The 23,077-nt window shown below is 33.6% G+C and carries 19 protein-coding genes; 15 read left to right on the top strand and 4 right to left on the bottom strand.

All coding sequences use genetic code 11. The features are described 5' to 3' along the window. Positions 1–104 precede the first annotated feature (104 nt). From DB895_RS05755 to DB895_RS05775, 5 genes are all read left to right on the top strand, one after another. Complete coding sequence (locus DB895_RS05755; RefSeq protein WP_116724410.1) at positions 105–557, top strand: DUF4442 domain-containing protein; 453 nt, start codon at positions 105–107, stop codon at positions 555–557. A gap of 81 nt (positions 558–638) precedes the next feature. Next, positions 639–1,544 carry a TIGR01777 family oxidoreductase gene (locus DB895_RS05760; protein ID WP_116724411.1) on the top strand — a complete coding sequence of 302 codons (906 nt, stop codon included), beginning with the start codon at positions 639–641 and terminating at the stop codon, positions 1,542–1,544. 530 nt (positions 1,545–2,074) lie between these two features. Next, positions 2,075–2,560, top strand: coding sequence for a SixA phosphatase family protein (locus tag DB895_RS05765; RefSeq protein ID WP_116724412.1), 486 nt, complete (start codon positions 2,075–2,077; stop codon positions 2,558–2,560). A gap of 4 nt (positions 2,561–2,564) precedes the next feature. Then, on the top strand, positions 2,565–4,694 hold the full coding sequence (gene ppk1, locus DB895_RS05770) for a polyphosphate kinase 1 (protein ID WP_116724413.1): 2,130 nt from the start codon (positions 2,565–2,567) through the stop codon (positions 4,692–4,694). Positions 4,695–4,709: 15 nt separating this feature from the next. After that, a complete protein-coding gene (locus DB895_RS05775) occupies positions 4,710–5,600 on the top strand; it encodes a Ppx/GppA phosphatase family protein (RefSeq protein ID WP_116724414.1) in 891 nt (296 codons plus the stop codon). Between the two features lie 86 nt (positions 5,601–5,686). Here the strand turns inward: DB895_RS05775 and DB895_RS05780 are convergent, their stop codons facing one another. Then, positions 5,687–6,880, bottom strand: a complete 1,194-nt coding sequence (locus DB895_RS05780; protein ID WP_116724415.1) for a pyridoxal phosphate-dependent aminotransferase — start codon at positions 6,878–6,880, stop codon at positions 5,687–5,689. A gap of 128 nt (positions 6,881–7,008) precedes the next feature. Between DB895_RS05780 and DB895_RS05785 the strand changes: the two genes are divergently transcribed. After that, positions 7,009–8,337 carry an aspartyl protease family protein gene (locus DB895_RS05785; RefSeq protein ID WP_116724416.1) on the top strand — a complete coding sequence of 443 codons (1,329 nt, stop codon included), beginning with the start codon at positions 7,009–7,011 and terminating at the stop codon, positions 8,335–8,337. A 35-nt stretch (positions 8,338–8,372) separates the two neighbouring features. Here the strand turns inward: DB895_RS05785 and DB895_RS05790 are convergent, their stop codons facing one another. Then, the gene (locus DB895_RS05790; RefSeq protein WP_116724417.1) at positions 8,373–8,810 is read right to left on the bottom strand and encodes a DUF1573 domain-containing protein; all 438 of its coding nucleotides are present in this window, start codon (positions 8,808–8,810) and stop codon (positions 8,373–8,375) included. A 378-nt stretch (positions 8,811–9,188) separates the two neighbouring features. Between DB895_RS05790 and DB895_RS05795 the strand changes: the two genes are divergently transcribed. From DB895_RS05795 to DB895_RS05835, 9 genes are all read left to right on the top strand, one after another. Continuing rightward, on the top strand, positions 9,189–11,822 hold the full coding sequence (locus tag DB895_RS05795) for a valine--tRNA ligase (RefSeq protein ID WP_116724462.1): 2,634 nt from the start codon (positions 9,189–9,191) through the stop codon (positions 11,820–11,822). Positions 11,823–12,078: 256 nt separating this feature from the next. After that, positions 12,079–14,859: an alpha-amylase family glycosyl hydrolase gene (locus DB895_RS05800; RefSeq protein WP_116724418.1), complete on the top strand. Its 2,781-nt coding sequence runs from the start codon at positions 12,079–12,081 to the stop codon at positions 14,857–14,859. A 326-nt stretch (positions 14,860–15,185) separates the two neighbouring features. Continuing rightward, entirely contained in the window at positions 15,186–16,316 is a 1,131-nt protein-coding gene (locus DB895_RS05805; protein WP_116724419.1) for an NAD(P)/FAD-dependent oxidoreductase, read from the top strand. Beyond that, positions 16,317–17,030: a methyltransferase domain-containing protein gene (locus tag DB895_RS05810; protein ID WP_116724420.1), complete on the top strand. Its 714-nt coding sequence runs from the start codon at positions 16,317–16,319 to the stop codon at positions 17,028–17,030. Beyond that, positions 17,027–18,079, top strand: a complete 1,053-nt coding sequence (locus DB895_RS05815) for a type III polyketide synthase (RefSeq protein WP_116724463.1) — start codon at positions 17,027–17,029, stop codon at positions 18,077–18,079. Before DB895_RS05810 ends, DB895_RS05815 begins: the two co-directional genes overlap by 4 nt. Before the next feature lie 2 nt (positions 18,080–18,081). Next, positions 18,082–18,510 (top strand): 3-hydroxyacyl-ACP dehydratase FabZ family protein, encoded by a 429-nt coding sequence (locus DB895_RS05820; protein WP_116724421.1) that lies wholly within the window; start codon positions 18,082–18,084, stop codon positions 18,508–18,510. Between the two features lie 34 nt (positions 18,511–18,544). Continuing rightward, positions 18,545–19,816, top strand: a complete 1,272-nt coding sequence (locus tag DB895_RS05825; RefSeq protein ID WP_116724422.1) for a beta-ketoacyl-[acyl-carrier-protein] synthase family protein — start codon at positions 18,545–18,547, stop codon at positions 19,814–19,816. Between the two features lie 5 nt (positions 19,817–19,821). After that, entirely contained in the window at positions 19,822–20,079 is a 258-nt protein-coding gene (locus DB895_RS05830; RefSeq protein ID WP_116724423.1) for a phosphopantetheine-binding protein, read from the top strand. Beyond that, positions 20,076–20,555 (top strand): 4'-phosphopantetheinyl transferase family protein, encoded by a 480-nt coding sequence (locus DB895_RS05835; protein ID WP_116724424.1) that lies wholly within the window; start codon positions 20,076–20,078, stop codon positions 20,553–20,555. The genes DB895_RS05830 and DB895_RS05835 overlap by 4 nt, the downstream gene beginning before the upstream one ends. Here DB895_RS05835 and DB895_RS05840 read toward each other — a convergent pair. Continuing rightward, positions 20,552–21,148: a 3'-5' exonuclease gene (locus DB895_RS05840; protein WP_116724425.1), complete on the bottom strand. Its 597-nt coding sequence runs from the start codon at positions 21,146–21,148 to the stop codon at positions 20,552–20,554. The two genes, DB895_RS05835 and DB895_RS05840, sit on opposite strands and share 4 nt — an antisense overlap. A gap of 1 nt (position 21,149) precedes the next feature. After that, positions 21,150–23,063, bottom strand: coding sequence for a DUF294 nucleotidyltransferase-like domain-containing protein (locus DB895_RS05845; RefSeq protein ID WP_116724426.1), 1,914 nt, complete (start codon positions 23,061–23,063; stop codon positions 21,150–21,152). Positions 23,064–23,077: the final 14 nt, after the last annotated feature.

Here is a 23,077-nt window from a genome sequence, read left to right on the forward strand (position 1 = left end):
ACTTCTAGTATTTATAAGGTATTGGAATGTATTATAGAAAGAAATAACAGATTGTTAAATGCTACCCTAAAAAAATACATTACATTTCGGAAAATATAAAAGCAATGAATTCTACAGTTCGGAAAATCAATATTTTTCTATTATTCAAATTGCCTTCGGCTTTTTTTTGTGGTGTAAGAGTAAAAAATATAAATGAAATGCAATGTACCGTTTCCGTCAAGCACCGATGGATCAATCAAAATCCGTTCAATTCCATTTATTTTGCAGTGCAGGCAATGGCTGCAGAGCTTTCTACAGGCGCCATGGTCATGAATCAAGTGGCGAAAAGTGGAAAATCCATATCTATGTTAGTAGCAAATAACAAAAGTAACTTTTCAAAAAAAGCGACTGGTCGGATTGATTTTATTTGCAAAGATGGGCATTTGATTGAAAATGCCATCCGTCAAACCCTAGCTACTGGCGAAGGACAAACCTTCTGGATGAAATCTATTGGAATTAACGAAAAAGGGGAACAGGTTTCTGAAATGGATTTCGAATGGAGTGTAAGGGCAAAATAATTTTTTGAGAAGTACACAATCGTTAATTCGAACCTAATATTGTACTGATATCAAATATAGATAATTAACTTTGAAATAAAAATGAGAATTCTAATTACTGGAGCAACGGGACTTATCGGTACCGAAATTGTTTCCCTGTTATTGCAAAATGGGGTTAGCGTTCATTATCTTACCACCTCTAAAAGAAAAATTGAAAACCAACTTAATTACAAAGGTTTTTTTTGGAATCCAGAGCAAGGAATCATAGATGAAAATTGTTTGATGGGAGTGGATGCAATCATTCATTTAGCGGGAGCATCCATCTCAAGAAGATGGACAAAAGCATACAAACAAGAAATCATAGAAAGTAGAATATTTTCTTCAAATGCACTTTTCAAAGCCCTAAAAGAGAATCCCAACCAAGTCAAACAAATTGTGTCAGCTTCAGGAACAGCAATTTACCCGAATAGTTCCACCGAAATTTATACCGAAGAATCAAAAGCTATTGAGAATGATTTTCTAGGAAATGTAGTTCTTAAATGGGAAGAAAGTGTCGATAAGTTCCAACTACTGAATATTAAAGTCTGTAAATTGAGAACCGGAATTGTTTTATCTAATAAAGGCGGCGCCTTAGTAGAAATGATTAAGCCCATAAAATTAGGACTTGGCTCGCCATTTGGCGATGGAAAACAAATGCAGTCTTGGATTCATTTACACGATTTAGCTGCCATGTACTTTTTTGCCATACAAAACTCTTGGGAAGGTATTTATAATGCCGTGGCTCCAAATCCTGTAACAAATGAAATGCTCACTAAGACAATCGCTAACTTACTAAACAAACCATTATTTATGCCTAATATGCCAGAATTTGTAATGAGTCTATTGTTAGGGGAAATGCACGAACTTTTGTTTACCGATAAAAACATAAGTGCCCAAAAAGCCCTTGGTACCGGATTCACGTTTCAATATCCCAGAGTAGAAAATGCTTTAGAAAACATATTAGTATGAAAGTAGTGATGTTTTTTATTTACTGCATTAATCGCTAAAATGATCCTCAGTTAAAAAGGCAAAGCCTTTTTAGTTACATGTTTACCCCAAAAAAACATATTGTTTTGATTATTAAATCCTATTACTTAATTCTGAAATCGAAGCGTTTATTTTTGTCGTATTTATTAGGAATAAGCCAAAAATAACCTTCAATTATTATCGAATTAAACATTCCCTTAATTATTTATTTTGTAAATTGTAACCTGATAATTGAATTCTGATATCGTCATTAATCAACAATATATTTTTGTATGAAAGGCTTATTATTGTCAAACATTATTAAAAAAATTATGCTTCGTTAATACTAAATATAATTTACATCTAAATTTGACAATCATCCAAATCATAAATCAGAGGCGATTGATGGCGCTAAGAATACCAATTGGAAATAATAAAAAATTTCTGTATATAAAATCGGCATGATTCGAAATCACAAACATTGATGAACAATGGCGATATCACATCCAATAAAAAACAAATAGTATCTATATATGAAAAATCTAATCATTATAAGACATGCCAAATCAAGTTGGGATGTTCCCCTTCAGGATATTGATAGACCTTTAAATATTAGAGGAGTTACTGATGCACATTTGGTGGCCTCAAAGTGTATACCATATTTACCCAAAACGTTTTTGATGTGGAGTAGCACGGCAAAGAGAGCCTCGGAGACCGCCATTATTTTTGCCCAAAACATTTCTTATCCCATAGAAAATATCACTTTTAGGGAAGACCTCTATACTTTTGACGAAAAAAAATTAGAAAAAATCATCAAATCTTGCAATAATGATTATGATAATGTTATTCTTTTTGGGCATAATGAGGCTATTACAAATTTTGTTAATAAATTTGGGGATGTTTTTATAGAAAATATTCCTACATCGGGGTTTGTATCCATGCAATTTCATTCCGAAAATTGGCAATCTATAGGCAAAGGCAAAATCAACAAAATAATATTTCCAAAAGATTTAAAATAAATATATGACGAATAACAAATATATAGATAGGGAAAAAAGCTGGTTGGCTTTTAACGCAAGAGTATTACAGGAAGCTGGAGATGAAACAGTTCCTTTACTTGATCGGTTACGTTTTTTAGGAATTTTCTCTAATAATTTGGATGAATTTTTTAGGGTTCGTTTTGCCGCAGTCAGAAGATTAAGCCTGTCAGGAGTTTCTGGAGAAAGTGTTTTAGGCGGAATTAGTGCTAAACAATTGCTTAATGACATTACGGAAATTGTTATTGAACAGCAATCGGAAAGTTTGAGAATATTAAGTATCATAGACAAAAAACTACAGGATGAAAACATTTTTATGATAAATGAAAATGAAATTTCTGAAGAACAAGAAATTTTCATTAAAGATTTTTTTATCCAAAAAGTCAGTCCGGCTTTAGTCACAATTATTTTAAATGATTTGGCCGAATTCCCGGTGCTTAAAGACAGCGTAGGATATCTCGCCATTAAGTTGGTCATGAAGCCATCCAAACAGTCAAGATCATTTTTAAATCCAAAAAAATCAAGACAGGAAATCCGGTATGCCATTATTGAAATACCTAAAACCATTAACCGATTTGTGGTTTTACCCTCTTGTAATGAAAAAAAGCATATCATATTTTTGGATGATGTGATTCGTCATAACTTGGGCAAAATTTTCAATATTTTTGATTATGAAAGTATTTCTGCACACATGATAAAAATTACACGTGATGCCCAATTGGAAATTGACAGTGATTTAAGTAAAAGTATGCTCGAAAAAATTGCAACAAGTGTAAAAGACAGAAGAATTGGAGAACCTGTTCGCTTTATTTATGACCAACAGATAGAAAAAGATACTCTTAAATTTTTCATTTCCAAAATACATATTGACGCAACCGATAGCGTAATTCCTGGAGGAAAATACCACAATAGAAGGGATTATATGGATTTTCCTAACCTCGGTCGGTTTGATTTATTATATAAAACCAATGAGCCTTTACCAGTCTGTGGATTGGGTTTAGAAGGGAGCATTTTAGATAAAATCAGTAAGAAAGATTACTTGATTCACGCTCCTTATCAATCCTTTTCCTATTTAATTAAATTTTTAAGAGAGGCTGCTTTAGACCCAAAAGTAACCACTATCAAAATTACATTGTATCGTCTTGCAAAAAATTCTCAAATTGTAAGTTCACTTATTAATGCCGCTAAAAACGGAAAAAAAGTTACGGTACAAATCGAACTCCAAGCACGATTCGATGAGGCTAGTAATATTTACTATGCAGAGCAAATGCAAACTGAAGGAATCAATCTTATTTTCGGAATAAAGGGCTTAAAAGTACACAGTAAAATATGCGTAATTGAAAGAGTAGAATCGGATAAATTAAAATTATACGGATTAATTTCGACTGGAAATTTTAATGAATCTACTGCAAAAGTCTATACGGATGTTACTCTTTTTACTAGTCATGAGCAAATTTTAAAAGACATAGATAAAGTATTTGATTTTTTCGATGTAAATTTCAGAGTGTATCGTTACAAACATTTAATCGTTTCCCCTCATTATACTAGAACTCGATTTTATAAATTAATTGATCGTGAAATAGATAATGCATTATTAGGAAACGAAGCGTATATAAAATTAAAGATGAATAGCTTATCGGATTATCACATGATAGACCGATTGTACAAAGCAAGTAGAGTTGGAGTTAAAATTCAACTACAAATAAGAGGTATATGTTCCTTAATTCCAGGAGTTAAGGGCATGAGCGAAAACATAGAAGCCATAAGTATTGTCGATAATTATTTAGAACATTCTCGGGTTTATATTTTTGCAAATAGTGGAGAACCTGAAGTATTTATTTCTTCCGCCGATTTTATGACTCGAAATCTGGACGGCAGGGTAGAAGTAACCTGTCCAATTTATGACGAAAACATTAAAAAGGAATTGATTGATATTTTTGATATAGGCTGGAAAGGAAACGTAAAAGCGCGCTATCATTCAGAAAAACTAGACAATAAATATCGAGTTCGTGGACAAAATCCCATTTTTAGGGCTCAATTGGAAATGTATAACTACTATAAAAATCGAATGGAGCATGTTGTAGATAACGTCCAAATAACAGGCACCCAATCGTAAATCTTAAAATTAAACATGATTAACATAAAAAAATATGCCGCAATAGACATTGGCTCCAATGCCATGAGATTGTTGGTGGCAAATATTGTTGAAGAACACGGAAAAGAAACCCATTTCAGTAAAAATGCCTTAGTTCGTCTTCCTATTCGTTTAGGTCAAGACGCTTTTACCGTTGGCGAAATTTCTGAAGAAAATATTGACCGTATGGTTGATGCCATGAAAGCCTTTAAGTTGTTGATGAAAGTACACAAAGTAGAAAGGTATGTTGCATTGGCCACATCAGCCATGCGAGAAGCCATTAACGGAAATGAAGTTCTGGAAATCATCAATAAAAAAGCTGATCTCGAAATTAAAATTATCGATGGCAAAACGGAAGCGGCTATTATTGCTTCAACCGATTTACATTATCTTTTAAAAACGGAGAATACCTATTTATTTGTGGATGTTGGTGGTGGAAGCACCGAGTTTTCCTTGTTTTCTAATAAAAAGATGATTGTTTCAAAATCATTTAAAATTGGTACGGTACGTCTTTTAAACAATATGGTCAATGAGTTGGTTTGGCATGAAATTGAAAAATGGATTAAAACTCATACCGAAAAATTTGAAAATGTTTCCCTTATTGGATCTGGAGGGAACATCAATAAATTATTTAAAATGTCTGGAAAACAACAAGACAAACCGTTATCTTATTTTTATATTCAAAAAAGATATGCCTTTCTCAACTCATTAACTTATGAACAGCGCATCTCTGAATTAGGGTTAAATCCAGACCGAGCGGACGTTATCGTTTTAGCAACAAAAATATATCTCAATGCCATGAAATGGAGTAGTGCAAAAAATATCTATGTACCAAAAATAGGATTGTCAGACGGAATAATAAAAGCGATGTATTCAGGTCAAATTTAGTATGGGATATTCAAAAAAAAAGGTTTCTCACATTATGGAGAAACCTCTTTTTTAAAACGTATTGAAATTAAATATTTATTTTAAAACTATATAGAATTATAAACTTTAATGGCTTCTTTCAAAATTTGAACAGAACGAATTAAATCTTCTTTATTCAAGACATAGGCAATTCTCACCTGGTTTAACCCCATTCCCGGTGTCGAATAGAATCCTGCAGCTGGTGCTACCATTACGGTTTCACCATTAAAATCGTAGCTTTCTAAAAGCCATTGTGCAAATTTATCCGTATTATCAACTGGAAGTTGTGCAATACAATAAAATGCCGCTTTAGGTTTGATAACAATTACTCCTTCAATTTTATTTAATTCGGCGATTAAGGTATCTCTGCGACCTTTATATTCTGAGATTACTTCTTCAAAATAACTATCAGGGGTATCAATAGCAGCTTCACAGGCAATTTGTTCCACTGTTGGCGGGCTCAATCTAGCTTGTGCAAATTTCATGGCCGTTGCCATTACTTCTTTGTTTTTTGAAACCAAACATCCTATCCTGGCTCCACACATGCTATACCGTTTTGAAACGGAATCCACCATGATAACATGTTCTTCCAGTCCCGGAATATTCATAACAGAATAATGAGTATCACCATCATAAATAAATTCACGATAGACTTCGTCAGCAATCAAGAAGATATCGTATTTTTTAACAAGTGCTGCCAATTGCATCATTTCATCCTTAGAATACAAATATCCCGTGGGATTTCCTGGATTGCAAATCAATATGGCCTTCGTTTTTGGTGTTATTAATTTTTCGAATTCTGAAATTGCAGGAAGTGCAAAACCGGTTTCAATGGTAGAAATCACGGGAATTACACTACCGCCCGATGCTGTTGAAAAAGCACTATAATTAGCATAAAAAGGTTCCGGAATGATGATTTCGTCCCCTTGATCCATGATGGTGCCCAATGCAAATAACAAGGCTTCAGAGCCTCCAGTTGTAATTATCATGTCTTCAAAATCTACCGCTACATGCTGTTTTTTGTAAAATTCGGATAATTTTCTTCTGTAGCTTTCATTACCGGCAGAATGGCTGTATTCTAAAATACTTAAATTGATATTTTTTATAGCATTAATAGCTATTTCGGGCGTTTTTATATCAGGTTGTCCAATGTTTAAATGATATACTTTATGGCCTTTTTTCTTAGCTATTTCCGCAAAGGGAGCCAATTTTCTAATTGGTGATTCTGGCATTTGTTTCCCTTTGTTCGAAATTTTAGGCATAATGATTTTTTTTGTGGTGCAAATTTGCAATTTTTTTTATAGCGTACCAATTGTTTTGCTTTATATATTACTTAAAGAAGGCTTTATCGTAATTATTTTTTTTAATTTTATAAAAGATTAAATCCATCATGAAAATTAGATTCATTTTTTTTATTGTTTTCACTTTTTGGCAATTTGCATTTTCGCAACAGGGATTCCAGTTGGATACTAATAAAAAAAAGATACAGATTCCTTTTCAACTCATTAATAATTTAATTTTTATTCCCATAAATGTAAACGGAGTTGAATTAAATTTCCTGTTAGATACTGGCGTAGAAGAAACCATTCTATTGAGTCTTGATGATAAGGAAGGATTAAATTTAAACAATGTAGAGAAAATAAAATTGCGAGGCCTGGGCAACGAGGAATCAGTTGAAGGACTAAAATCCAAAAATAATATTTTGTCCAGTAACGGTTTTACCGATAGGCATCATGATTTGTATATCGTTTTAGACCAAAGTTTCAATTTCTCCACTCATATTGGCATTCCAGTTAACGGAATTATTGGATATTCTTTTTTTAAAAATAATTTGATAGAAATTGATTATGACAGAAAGAAGATAATCATTTACAATGAAAATGATAAAATCCTAAAAAAAATCAATAAAAAATATGTCCAAATTCCCATTTCTATCGAAAGAAATAAACCCTATACGCAAGCCCTAGTTACCATAGCCGAAAAAGAAATTTCTGCAAAATTACTTCTTGATTTAGGAAACAGCGATGCGCTTTGGTTGTTTCAAGATACAAATGCTGCATTTCAAATACCAGAAAAGAGTTTCGATGATTTTTTGGGAAAGGGATTCAGCGGGGATGTTCTAGGAAAAAGAACAAGAATTTCAAAATTCAAGATTGATAAATTTGAATTTCAAAATCCAATTATTGCCATGCCCGATTCGAATTCAATAAAAAGTGTAACTATGGTAAAAAATAGGGCTGGATCAATAGGTGGCGAAATATTCAAACGGTTTTCAATTATTTTTAATTATAAAAACAACCAACTCTTTTTAAGAAAAAGCAATCATTTTGACGCTCCATTTCAATATAACATGAGTGGAATCGAATTGCAGAACGAAGGAATGCAATGGGTTCAAGAAACAGTACCGCTTCAAACCGTTGCAATAAATGACAATACTTTTGATGAAAACGGAAATAAAATCAACTCTAATTTCAAGTATAAATTTTCATTAAAACCTGTTTATACCATTGCCAATATTAGAAAGGATTCGCCTGCAGAGCTATGCGGGCTTAAGAAAGGAGATATACTAATCAAAATAAACAATTCCCCGGGATACAAATATTCGTTACAAGGAATCAACGAAATTCTCAAATCTGAGGAAGGAAAATGGATGGATTTTGAAATCGAAAGAAACGGCCGAATCCTAAAATTCAAATTTCAACTTAAAAGTATTCTATAAAAAAAGAGCTTCAATTGAGGCTCTTTAATTTTTTTCTAGTTTCCGTTTGCAGGCAAATCTTTTTTCTTTTCCATAAAATTTACAATCTCTTTTTCAAAGACTTCCCCCTTTATTTTCAACGCAACTCTTCCGCCTTCATAATTAGTAGCATTAGATTCAACCGTAATTGTTTTTCTAATAGGACCAAGACCCATATTGTATTTCACCTCAATTTTTCCAGTTTTCCCAGGCATAATTGGCTCTTTAGGTTTTGTTGGAATCGTACAGCCACAAGTCGATTGCACATTCGTAATAATCAAAGGGGCATCTCCAGTATTCGTAAATTCAAAAACGCGAATCCCATTATCACTCCCTTTTTCAACCCTTCCATAATCAATTGTATTGTCACTATTTTTAAATTCAATTTTTGCCCCTTGTGCAAAAGCTGCTACGTTAAAAACAACAACGGCCATTAAAAATAATATTTTTTTCATTTAGGTTTAATTTTAGGTTTCGTAAAAATACTTTCTTTTACTAATAATACAAATTATTAATTCTTAATTTTTTATACTGCACTATTTCTTTACTTTTGCAAGGAATACAAAAAACATACCAAAATTCATTTTTTCTTGAAATTGAGAAGAAAGTGACAATCAGTAGCAAATGGTTTGGGCATTTTTAGTATTTCTGTTCCTGCTGTTTGTTCCAATCTTCATTTTTAGGATTTGCTTCGCAATCCTAAAAATAAAGGATTTCCACTTCCATCAGGGCTATTTATTAAATCATTTGTATATAAAGCAATTTTTAAATTACGAATCAAAAAAAATAACCGACCCGAGCGGAAGCGAACGGATGAAATAATCAATTATAAAATGACAATTCCTGCACAATTCGACGCCAAAAATATAGAAGACAAGTGGTATGACTACTGGATGAAGAATAATTATTTCCATTCGGTACCAGACCATAGAACGCCATATACCATTGTAATTCCACCTCCAAATGTGACTGGAGTTTTACATATGGGACATATGCTCAATAACACCATTCAGGATGTTCTGATTCGTCGTGCACGACTAAAAGGATTCAACGCCTGTTGGGTTCCGGGAACCGATCACGCCTCAATCGCTACCGAAGCCAAAGTAGTTGCCAAATTAAAAGCCGAAGGAATCAATAAAAATGATTTAACTCGCGAAGAGTTTCTTGCCCATGCTTGGGATTGGACAGACAAATATGGTGGGGTAATCCTCGACCAGCTAAAAAAACTGGGAGCTTCTTGTGACTGGGAAAGAACTAAATTCACCATGGATCCTGATATGTCAGCATCCGTAATTCGTTCTTTTGTCGATTTATATAATAAAGGACTTATTTATCGTGGGTATAGAATGGTCAACTGGGATCCGGAAGCAAAAACGACACTTTCTGATGAAGAGGTGATTTATGAAGAACAACAGGGAAAATTGTATTTCCTAAAATATAAAATAGTTGGAAGTGAAGATTTCTTGACAGTTGCTACAACACGTCCGGAAACTATTTTTGGTGATACGGCCATTTGCATCAACCCAAATGATGAACGCTTTACCCATCTTAAAGGAAAAAAGGCGATTGTGCCTATTTGTGGAAGAGTAATTCCAATTATCGAAGATGACTATGTTGATATCGAATTTGGAACGGGTTGTTTAAAAGTAACTCCCGCCCATGATATGAATGACAAAGCATTAGGAGAAAAGCATAATTTGGAAATTATTGATATTTTCAATGAAGATGCTACCTTGAATAGTTTTGGATTGCATTATCAAGGCAAAGACCGTTTTGTAGTTCGTGAGGAAATTGCCAAAGAATTAGAAACGATTGGTGCTTTAGTAAAAACAGAAATTCACTTGAATAAAGTGGGAACTTCTGAAAGAACCAAAGCAGTAATTGAGCCTCGTTTGTCAGATCAATGGTTCTTAAAAATGGAAGATTTAGTTAAACCGGCTATCAAAGCCGTTTTGGAAGATCATGAAATCAAATTATATCCGAAAAAATTTGAAAACACATATAGACACTGGCTAGAAAACATTCGCGATTGGAATATTTCCCGTCAATTATGGTGGGGACAACAAATTCCGGCTTATTTCTTCGGAGACGGAAAAGAGGATTTTGTGGTTGCCGAAAACATTGATGAGGCTTTAGTTTTAGCCCAAAATAAAACCAACAACCAAAACCTAACAAATCAAGACCTAACTCAAGATGTTGATGCACTCGATACTTGGTTTTCTTCCTGGCTTTGGCCAATGGCGGTTTTTGGAGGAATCATGGATCCAGAAAGCGAAGATTTTAAATATTATTATCCAACGAATGATTTGGTTACCGGTCCGGATATTTTGTTTTTCTGGGTGGCCAGAATGATTATTGCAGGTTATGAATATACAGGTAAAAAACCATTTACGAATGTGTATCTAACCGGTTTGGTTCGCGACAAACAAAGACGTAAAATGTCCAAATCATTAGGAAATTCTCCCGATCCTTTAGACTTGATTGCTAAATTTGGCGCCGATGGTGTTCGTGTGGGATTACTTTTAAGTGCTTCTGCCGGAAATGACATTATGTTCGACGAAGAATTGTGCAACCAAGGAAAAGCCTTCTCTAACAAAATATGGAATGCGTTCCGATTAATAAAAGGTTGGGAAGTTTCAAGTACGATCCCACAACCGGAATCGTCTAAAGTGGCAATCGAATGGTATGAAGCCAAATTGCAACAAACGCTTTTGGAAATCGAGGACAATTTCGAAAAATACCGAATCTCAGATGCGTTAATGGGTATTTACAAACTGGTTTGGGACGATTTTTGTTCATGGTTTCTTGAGATGATAAAACCGGGCTATCAACAACCGATTGACAAGATTACTTTTGACAAGGCGATTGAAATGCTGGAAAGTAATTTAAAATTATTGCATCCGTTTATGCCATTTTTGACAGAGGAAATATGGCACATCATAACTGAGCGAACACCTGAAGAAGCATTAATCATTTCTAAATGGCCGGAATTAAAACCGTTTAATCAAAATTTAATTACTGATTTTGAAAACACGATTGAAGTAATTTCTGGAATCAGAACGATTAGAAAAGACAAAAATATTCCGTTTAAGGACACAATTGAATTGAAAGTGGTTAACAATGATAAAGTTTCCACTTATTTCGATTCAGTGATAACTAAGTTGGGAAACATCACTTCATTAGGATACGTTTCTGACAAAGTAGATTCTGCCTTATCCTTCCGAATCAAATCAAATGAATATTTTATTCCAATATCAGGTTCCATCAATAAGGAAGAAGAAATTGCCAAACTGACTGAAGAGTTGAAATATACGCAAGGATTCCTAAAATCTGTAGAAGCCAAACTAGCCAATGAAAAATTTGTTGCTGGAGCACCGGAGAAAGTTCTCAATATCGAAAAACAGAAACAAGCCGATGCCTTAGCAAAAATCGCAACCATAAAGCAAAGTTTAGCGAGCTTGAAATAAAAAAGAAAATCCCATTCGTTGAGTCGAATGGGATTTTTTTATACTTTACTTTTTCGGTATTCAAGTACTCGTATGCAATAGGAATAAATTTATGTTTAAGATGATGTAAAAAAATACATCAATTTCGTATAATTTTTAGTTTATTTCACTTTACAATATTGTATTTTTTTATGTTTTTTTTTAAACTATTAATAATTTTATATATTTACGGAATTATAACTATTTAAACCAACTTTTAACGAAACAATTACCACTAATGAAAAAAATTTTTCTTTTCCTGTCTTTTACCTTTAGTTTCATTCTCTCGGCCCAGACAGTAACTACCGTTCCCGCTATTATAACAGATGATTACACGGGAATAATAACGATTACTTACGATCCAGCAGGTGGGGCAATGGCAACTGCAACCAATTGTTATGCTCATATTGGTGTTACCATTGGAGGTGTAAAATGGCAATGTGCACCAGCTTGGCGCAGTGGTTTGGCAAAGCATAAATTAGTTAAAAATGGAACCAAATGGGTATTAACCATTGATAACATGTATAATTATTTTACAAGTTGCCCCGGACTTTATCAAGAATTATCAATGGTTTTCAATGATGGAGTTGGCGGAACCAAAGAAGGTAAAACAGCAGCTGCTGGCGATTTTTTTGTTAGTATTGCTCCAGCGGGAGAACTCAGTGTTAAGTTTTCTCCAACTTCCTCTTCGGGAGCTATTAGCTCGGGCAGTACTGTTAATTTTTCAGCTGATGCAACCAGCGCCTCTGATCTAACTATTAAAAAAAATGGAGTTGTTGTTAAAACTGCCACTAACGTTACTACTATAAGTTACAGTGAAGTTTTAAACAATGTAGGGGATTATGTATATACTGTTGAGGCCGTTTCAGGAGTTAAAACCTCAAGCGACAGTAGAAGTGTGGCCATTATTTCAACTTCGGAATCACAACCACGACCTTCGGGATTAGTTGGTGGTATAACCTATAATACATCGGATAACACTAAGGCTCATTTGTGTTTGTATGCCAAAGACAGAAATAATGTTTTGCCCGATAATGTCTTTGTAGTGGGTGATTTTAACAATTGGGCTATTTCAAATGCATATCAATTGAAAAGAGACGCGGATTCTGGCTATTGGTGGATTGAAATTACAGGTTTACAACCAGGTGTAGAATATGCCTTTCAATATGCAGTAAAAATAGGTACAAAAGTCGTTAAAATAAGCGACCCTTATTCAGAGAAAGTATTACATACAGATGATCAATGGGAGCCAAAACAACAGTATCCAAATTTGAAAGCGTATCCCGTACAAGGTGATGGTTATGTATCTGTATTGCAAACCAATAAAACCAAATACAATTGGAGCGCTGAAACACTAAATTTCATAAAGCCGAACAAAGATAACTTAGTTATCTATGAATTATGGGTACATGATTTCACATCAATTCGCAGTTTCAACGCAATAACTGATAGGCTGAGTTATCTTCAAAATTTAGGAGTGAATGCAATACAAATAATGCCAATTACTGAATTTGAAGGAAATATCAGCTGGGGATATAACCCAACACACTATTTTGCGGTTGATAAGTCATATGGAACAGAAAACGACTTAAAAAAATTGATTGACGAATGTCACAAACGAGGTATTGCCGTTATTCTTGACATGGTTTTTAATCATGCAACTGGAGCTGCACCACAGGCTAAAATGTATTGGGGTACTAATTCGATTGCAACTAACAATCCATGGTTTAATCAAATTGCGCCTCATGGTTCAAGCGTAAATCAGGATTATGATCATAATTTTCCACAAACACGCGAAATGTTTAAACGCACACTTAAATATTGGATTGATGAATACAAAGTAGATGGATACCGTATGGATTTATCACACGGATTTTGTGGTTCAGATTGTGGTAACCGTAGCGAAATTATGTTTGATTACTATAACAATGGGGTGAAAGCAGGAAACCAAAATGCTTATTTTATTTTAGAACATTGGGAAGAAACTCCTGGAGAGCGTCAGAATTATGTGAATAATGGAATGATGTGCCACACTAATAATACGAACAGCTATCAACAAACAGCTATGGGCTGGTTAAAAGATGGGGATGATTTAAACGGTTCAAACCAAGATGGTTTTTTATCGTATTGTGAGAGCCATGATGAGGAAAGAATCATGTATAAAGCTAAAGCTTTTGGTAATGGAACTACTGTACAATCAGTTAGTGGACACAGTTACCGAGCCCCTCTTAACACCGCTTTCAATGTATTACTAAATGGAGCTCACATGATGTGGATGTTCCAAGAATTAGCTTATGATTATAGTATTTTTAGCAATTCTACCGGAGCAGTAGGAAATAGAGTAGACCCAAAACCTGTTCCAGAAAGTTTAAATTGGTACACCACTTCAACTCGTATGGACTCATACCAAAAAATCGGACAATTAATTCAGTTGCGAACTCGTATTTTACCAAATGTGTTTTCAGGTAATCCTTCGAGTACTGACTTGGGTAGCGGGAAAGCCGCACGAAGCATCATCTGGGGATCAGGAAATGATCGTGTTTTTGTTGTAGGTAATTTTAACGCTCCTACTGATGGTCTAACCTATACAGGAACAGTAGCTATTAATTTGCCATCAGGAAATAATTGGTTTGATTATTTAGCTGACGGAAACAGTACTATTACCGAAGGAACAAGTATTACATTACAGCCTGGCGAATTAAAAATTTATACTGCTAGTCGTTATACTTTACCTAATGTGCCTAATTCCTACACGGACTTTACTTTAGGAACAAATGAATTGAGTACAGAAGATACTGTTTTGTGTAAAGTATATCCAACTTTAGCCGATGAATTTATAACTGTTGATACTAAAGAAGCAATTAGAAACATACAAATTATCGGTATGAATGGAAGTACTTTTTCACCAACATTAAATCACAATAAAATAGATTTAACTAAGGTATCTTCGGGACTTTACTTGTTGCATGTTACTTTTAATAACAACAAAACCAAGACCGTTAAATTCTTTAAAAACTAAGATATAAATTTCTGATTTATTTAGAACTTGTTTATAAAAAAAGAGGTAGGATTAAAATTCTACCTCTTTTTTATTAGATTATTTTTCGATACTGAAATAGAGATATCCAAAACAAAATCTTTACGAACGAACAACATCAATTAGGAAAGACTTACACAAGAGGACTACAGTACGACTTTTAAAAACTTAAATTTTTGTTTTAGGTTAGCTTGAGTCAAACTTCTTTATAGATTCAACATCCATTAAAAAATAGCTATTATTTTTTTACGACATTATTAATTAATTATATACAGAATATTGAAACATTTCTTTAAATTTACTACACTATGAGAAATGACAAAGTAATTATTATTGGTGGGGGTGTGGCGGGTTTGACAGCCGCAATACATTTATCAAAAATAGGAATTCCAGTTACAATCATAGAAAAAAATTGTTTCCCAAAACACAAAGTTTGTGGTGAATATATTTCTAACGAAGTGTTGCCCTATCTCAATTGGCTAAACATTAATATAACTTCTTTGCAACCTACAAAAATTACCCGACTTCAATTCTCAACGGCCAAGGGAAAAATAATCGAAACCATTTTACCTCTGGGTGGTTTTGGGCTTAGTCGTTTTGCATTAGATGATTTTTTGTGTAAAAAAGCCATTACCAACGGCTGTGAAATCATTCAGGAAACAGTTGAAAATATCGTTTTTGAAAATGATGAGTTTACCGTTAGAACCTCCTCGAATACCATATTAAAATCTAAAATTGTTGTTGGAGCTTTCGGAAAACGTTCCAATATTGACCTAAAATTGAATCGGAAATTCATCCTGAAAAAATCACATTGGCTTGCCGTTAAAGCCCATTATTTGGGGGATTTCCCCAATGACATGGTGGGATTACATAATTTTACTGGTGGCTATTGCGGTATTTCAAAAGTGGAGAATGATATTATAAATATATGCTATTTAGCCGATTATAAAACATTCCAGATATATAAAACCATTGATGATTATCAAGATAAGGTTGTATTCCAAAATCCCTTTTTGAAATCCATATTTGAAAATTGCACCTTGTTTTTTGAAAAGCCATTGACAATCAGCCAAATTTCATTCGAAAAAAAACAAGCGGTAGAAAATCATATCTTGATGATTGGCGATACTGCTGGATTAATTCATCCTTTATGCGGAAATGGCATGGCTATGGCAATTCATAGTGCGAAAATCGTATCAGAATTAGTGCAAAAGTATTACAATAAAGAAATAAAATCCAGAAAGGAATTAGAATATCAATACACTTACGAATGGGATTTCAATTTCCGAAAAAGACTAAAAACAGGAAACTTTTTATCCACTATTCTACAAAAGTCCAAACTTTCCGAAATATTTATGAGCATATTGATACTATTCCCCCTTTTAATGCGATTTATCATTAAGCAAACACACGGAAAACCAATAATTCTTAAAACATAAATGTTCATTAACACAAAATATAGAACGAGCAATCCTGAAATTATGGATGATTTTGCACTTGAGGGGGAAAACCTTCGCGATGCATTGGATAAAATTGCCAAAATCAATCAGCTTTTGGGTGGAAACCAACTAACTTTACGCGGCGTTCAAGAATTAATTAAAAATAAACCCTCATTAAAAACGTTTACGATTGTTGATATCGGTTGTGGTAATGGGGATATGTTGCGGTCATTAGCAGAATATAGCAAAAAAAACAATTTAATTTTTGAATTAATTGGAATTGACGCTAATAATTTCACCATAAATTATGCCCGTAAACTTTCATTTCAATATCCAAATATTAGTTATAGATGTGAAAATATTTTTAATGAATCCTTTGCTAAATTAAAATATGATATTGCATTATGCACGTTGACTTTACATCACTTTAAAGACGATGAAATCGTAACTATAATGACCATTTTTAAAAAAAATTCTAACATAGGAATTGTCATTAATGATTTGCATAGAAATGCAATTGCGTATAGATTGTTTCAGGCATTGTGTTTTGTCTTTCAATTAAATTTGATGTCTCGCAAAGATGGATTAACTTCCATTTTAAGAGGTTTCAAAAAAAGGGAGTTGATGCTGTTTTCAAAAAAATTGAATTTAGTAAAACATAAGATCCAATGGAAATGGGCATTTCGCTACCAATGGATAATTTCAAATATATGAGTGTAAAAATAAAGACAGTAGCCAAACAGCTACCCAAATATTCGAAAATAACAGCGGAAATTATTCCGTTTTTGGATGCTTGGCTGTTGGGTCAAGAAGAGCGGTTCATCCGAAAAGTTAAGAAAATCTTTGAGGGGGCAATTGTCGATAAACGGTATTCCATTATGGATCCGATTGAAGTTTTTACCAAAACTTCATTTGAAGAAAGAAACGATATTTACATTCGAGAAGTGATTGATTTGGGCGAAAAAGTACTTAAAAAAGCGTTAACGAAAGCCAATTGGACCCCAAAAGATTTAGATTATATAATTACCGTAAGTTGCACCGGAATTATGATTCCGTCACTAGATGCGTATTTGATAAATAAATTGAAGTTGAGGAAGGATATCGTTAGACTGCCAGTAACTGAAATGGGGTGTGCGGCTGGGATTTCTGGAATTATTTATGCCAAAAATTTCCTTTTAGCCAATCCCGGGAAACGTGCTGCGGTTATTGCCGTAGAAAGCCCCACGGCTACGTTTCAATTGGATGATTTTTCGATGGCGAATATCGTAAGTGCTGCTATATTTGGTGATGGAGCTGCATGTGTTTTACTTTCTTCGCATGAAGAGGATGAAGGTCCAGAAATTTTAGATGAAGGGATGTATCATTTTTACGATGCAATTCAAATGATGGGTTTTAAACTCACAAACTCAGGATTGCAAATGATTTTGGATGTTGAAGTACCTGATATAATTACGTCCCATTTTCCGAAAATTATACACCCTTTTTTAGAAAAAAACAATCTAAAAATTGAAGCTATAGACCATTTAATTTTTCATCCTGGAGGGAAAAAAATTGTGCAAACAGTTGAAGATCTATTTTTTGATTTAGGAAAAAATATTGATGATACAAGGGAAGTATTGCGTTTATATGGAAACATGTCAAGCGTAACAGTCTTGTATGTTTTAGAGAGAATTATGGACAACCAGCCCCGAAAAGGGGAAATAGGATTGATGTTAAGTTTTGGTCCTGGATTTTCGGCACAAAGAGTTCTATTACAGTTTTAAAAATGACACACCAAGAAATCATATCAAAATTACCTTATTCAAAACCATTTCTATTTGTGGATGAAATTCTCAATATAGATGTAAATGGGGTGGAAGGGAGGTTTACATTTGACAAAAAATTGGATTTTTACAACGGACATTTTACAACAATGCCTATTACACCCGGGGTGATTTTAACCGAAGTTATGGCGCAAATTGGACTTGTTTGTTTGGGGATATTTTTAATGAATGATACTTTTACTATAAGTACTTCAATGGCCTTAACATCAATAGAAATAGAATTTTTAAAACCGGTTTTTCCAAATGAAAAAGTGACTGTGATTTCAAAAAAAATCTATTTCCGATTTGGAAAATTGAAATGCAATGTCACTATGACAAATGAAAAAGGAGAAGAAGTTTGCAACGGAATAATTTCGGGAATGATATGTTAGTACAGTTATAATAATAGGATTAATTTTAGTCACTATGAATAAAAGAGTTGTAATTACCGGTCTTGGCGTTGTCTCTCCGAATGGAGTAGGGCTTGATGCATTTACAAATGCAATCCAAAATGGCATTTCGGGGATTAAGCACGATGCCGAATTAGAACGATTACAATTTTCCTGTCAAATTGCCGGAAAACCTGAAATTTCAACGGAGTTATCCTTACATTATTTTTCCGAACTTGAATTACGAAACTTTAACTCATCAGGTATTTTGTATGGTGTAATTGCCGGAATGGATGCATGGAAAGATGCTGGATTAACAATAGAAATAAGCGAAGAACCAGATTGGAATAGCGGAACAATTTTCGGTACAGGAACATCTGGAATTGATAAATTTCGCGAAAGCATTTATAAAATTGATGCCTTTCAAACTCGAAGATTAGGGAGTACCGCCGTTGCCCAAACTATGAATAGTGGGGTTAGTGCATACTTGGGTGGGAAATTAGGATTGGGAAACCAAGTAACGACCAATTCATCTGCCTGTACAACCGGAACTGAAAGTATTTTGATGGCTTATGAAAGAATAAAAAACGGACAAGCCACACGGATTTTGGCAGGAAGTACCAGCGATTCAGGCCCATATATTTGGGGTGGATTTGACGCTATGAGAGTCTGTACATTTAAACACAATAACGCTCCAGAACAAGGATCAAGACCAATGTCTGCAAGTGCTTCGGGATTTGTTCCAGGAAGTGGGGCAGGAGCATTATTATTAGAAAATTTAGAAACGGCATTAGCTCGTGGTGCCAAAATATATGCCGAAGTCTTAGGTGGAAATTTGAATTCTGGAGGTCAAAGGGGGGTGGGGACTATGACGGCTCCAAATCCCATAGCTGTTCAAAGATGTATCAAAAGTGCCATAAAAAATGCTGGGATATCATCAGATAAAATTGATTATATTAGTGGCCACTTGACGGCAACCTCTAAGGATGGTTTGGAAATTCAAAATTGGAGTGAAGCTTTAGGCAGAAAAGGAGTTAATTTTCCTTATATAAATTCCTTAAAATCAATGGTTGGACATTGTTTAACAGCTGCCGGTAGCATTGAAAGTGTAGCCTCAGTTTTACAATTGCATAACGGATTTATCTCACCAAATATTAATTGTGAAGATATACATTCCGAAATAACGAATCAAATTGATGAATCCCGAATTCCGCGGCAAAGAATTGAAAAAGAATTAAATATTATTGCCAAAGCCAGTTTTGGTTTTGGGGACGTTAATGGATGTGTCATTTTTAAAAAATACAAATAAAAAATATGAAAAAAGAAGTATCAATTGAAACACTAAGAAATATCATAAAACCATATGTAAAAAACCAAGAAGCATTTGATAATCTTACTGAAAACACCGATTTCATCAATGACTTAGGGATTAATTCGGCCAATTTGGTTGATGTTATTTTAGATATTGAAGAAAAGTTTGATTTTGTTATTGACAACCAATCTATGGAACGAATGTTGGATATAAAATCGGCTATGGAAATCATCGAAATCAAACTAGCCGAAAAAGAATGATTGGAAATGACATTGTAGATTTGGCATTGTCCAGAAAAGAAAGCAACTGGAAACGGAAAGGTTTTTTTGAAAAAATATTCTCTGAAAAAGAGCAAGTATTGATTTTAAATTCAGAAAATCCAGAAATTATGGTTTGGAATTTATGGACTAGAAAAGAAGCTGCCTATAAAATTTACAATCGACAAACAGGAATCAGAGGCTTTTTTCCTTTGCAGCTAGAATGTCAGGATATTACAAATGAAATTGGGAAAGTGATTTGCAAAGGGAACTGTTATTTTACTAAAACAAAAATTACTTCAAAATACATTCAAACGATAGCTCTTGTTTGTGAGGAAGATTTTGAAAGGGTGGTGGTATTGGATAATAATACTAAAATAAAAAAATATAATGGAATTCCATTTATTGCTCCAAATGGAAAACAAGTTTCTATAAGCCATCACGGTCTTTATAAACAAATTGTAACCCTAAACAATTAATTCAAACCCAACCTTGATTTCAATTTTAAAAATAACAATGCGGTATTATAAGCATCTTCTGAAGAAGAGCTTTCCTCACTTTTGCGAATTTTAAAAATATCACACAAAGCATCAATAGAGAATTCTTTATCGGTGATATCCATTAGTTTTCTGTACATAATTTCAATGTCTAGAGCTTCATTTTTTAGTTTTCCACAATCCATTTTTTCCAATGCCACATTAATGAAATCAACAATTAAATTAATACGATGTCCCACCAAAACAGCATTCCCAATAAAATCAATAAAAGCCTGCATTGCTTCACGCTCGCCTAATTTTGGTTGTTTACTCTCAATAATAAATTCATTGGAAAGACCATTTTCATGTAAGTAAACATATTGTAAAAGAATAACTTCAAAACTATCCCCAACAATAATGCTGTTGTTGATTACCGAAATTGCTCCAATCGATAATATCACGTCTTTATCAGGATTTAATCCCGTGTTTTGAGTACTTAAGATTACATACCTTGAGGATCTTTTTTCAAATTTGGAATGATAATTTTTCCAGAATTCGGGATGTTCTTTATTGATATTTTTTAGCCACTCTAACATATTATGAAAATTTTGTCAGTTGAAACGTATCTTTAATTAGGTCCTCCAATTCTTTCATGGGAGCCAATGCATTTTTAAGTTTTTCTTTATCTACTTTTGATAGATCTTCCAAGTTTATATACTGGCCATCACTGTCATTTTTTAACCCTTCTAAAGTTCTGATTTTAGATAACGTCAGGAAAGCTTCGGCACAATTCAGATAAATCTCCGAATGTTTCGAATCAACCATAGCCAATTGTTTGAATCGCATATAGGTATTGTTAATTCCTTGTATGTTTTGGCTCAATGTGAATAATCGAGCGGCATCAATCAACGGCATCAGGGCACGAATTTTTATATCGAATTTATCTTTATTTATTCCGGTTTCCTCAACATTAAACTTTTTGAAAAAACTTATTGGTGGAGGTTTTCTCAAAGCATCATTTCCTAAATAATCAAAGAATAATTTATTCTTTTTTACATTATTGAAAATGATATCCGTTAGCATTTCTTCAATTTTTGGTTCTCCGAAAGCAATTTCATAATCAAGGAATATACTGCAATTTTCGTTTCTGTTTTCACCTGGAGAATTAATCCAATTGGTATATTGTTTTGTCCATTCTGTCAATGATTTACACCATTGTAAATTACTGGCGACGTGGCCGTTTGGACATGGTTCGTAGCCTACTTTTTGTAAAGTGCCAACCGTTTTTTTGGCTAGTTTTATAAAATAATCTTTTACATCACGGTATTTGTCTGCGGCAACATCCTCAAATACTAAAATATTATCTTGGTCAGTAATCAACAATTGTTCTTTTCTTCCTTGACTTCCAATGCTCAACCAAGCAAACCTTGCGGGAGGTGAACCTAATTCTAAAATGGCCAATTCTACTGATCGTTTTATAATGGCTAAATTAATTTCGCTTGCAATATTAATGATATGCAAAAGAGGGATGTTTTTTGCAATTGAAGTTTGTATTAAGTCAGATAACTTTGTTCTTACTTTTTGTAATTCTTTGGCATCTTGAGCACGCTTGATTTCTTTTATCAAAAAACCAGGATTACTTGCTTGTGCTACAACCAAATCATGCTCTGTAATGATTCCTTTGACTTCCGATTTGATTGAGCCGTCCTGTGTAACGCATAAATGGCTGACATTATACTTAAGTAATAATAATTGTGCTTCTGCTAATGAAACATTTTCGACCACTGTAATTACAGGGGAGGACATGATTGTATCGATTGTTGATGTAATAGGAAAACGTCCCGTTGCAATTTTAGAACGCATGTCAGTATCAGTAACAATTCCTATAGGCAAATTTTGATCTAAAATAATAACGTTATCTAAAAGATTATCCGTCATCAGTTGCGCTACTTCTTTTATTATTGAAGCAGGGGGCACTTTTAAAGGCATTTTATTATAGGATAATGACTGAAAATGCTGAATTTCTGATGGTTGAGAAGAAAAAATCACATTGTCCGAAAGCAATTTTCCTTTATTTTCCCTATCGGTTGGATTGCTGGTATTGCTGGCAAAACTTTCCAAAAGAAAATTTAATACTTCCTCGTTTTGAGCAACAAAAGGTCGGAAAGTTGCTATAGGAATTGTATATACAATACATTCTTCGCGAGCTTTGGCTGTCATCATATAGTTATTTTTGGCAAAAAACGGACGTAAACCAAAAACATCACCCTCAACACACTTATTTAGTAAAGTTTCTTCGGCATCTGAAATCACTGATAAATTGATGGTTCCAGATGCAACAACATAAAAACTATCGTGTAAAACATCATCAATTTGAAACAATGTTTTGTTTTTTTCCAAATTTATAACCTTAATATTTAAAGCAACAATTGTTAATTCTTCAAATGAAAGAATATTAAATGGTGGATATTTTTTTAAGAAATCAGCAATACGTTCTACAATGGCATTCATAACACAATGATTGA

The sequence above is a fragment of the Flavobacterium psychrotolerans genome, from assembly GCF_003097635.1.
Taxonomy (GTDB): Bacteria; Bacteroidota; Bacteroidia; order Flavobacteriales; family Flavobacteriaceae; genus Flavobacterium; species Flavobacterium psychrotolerans.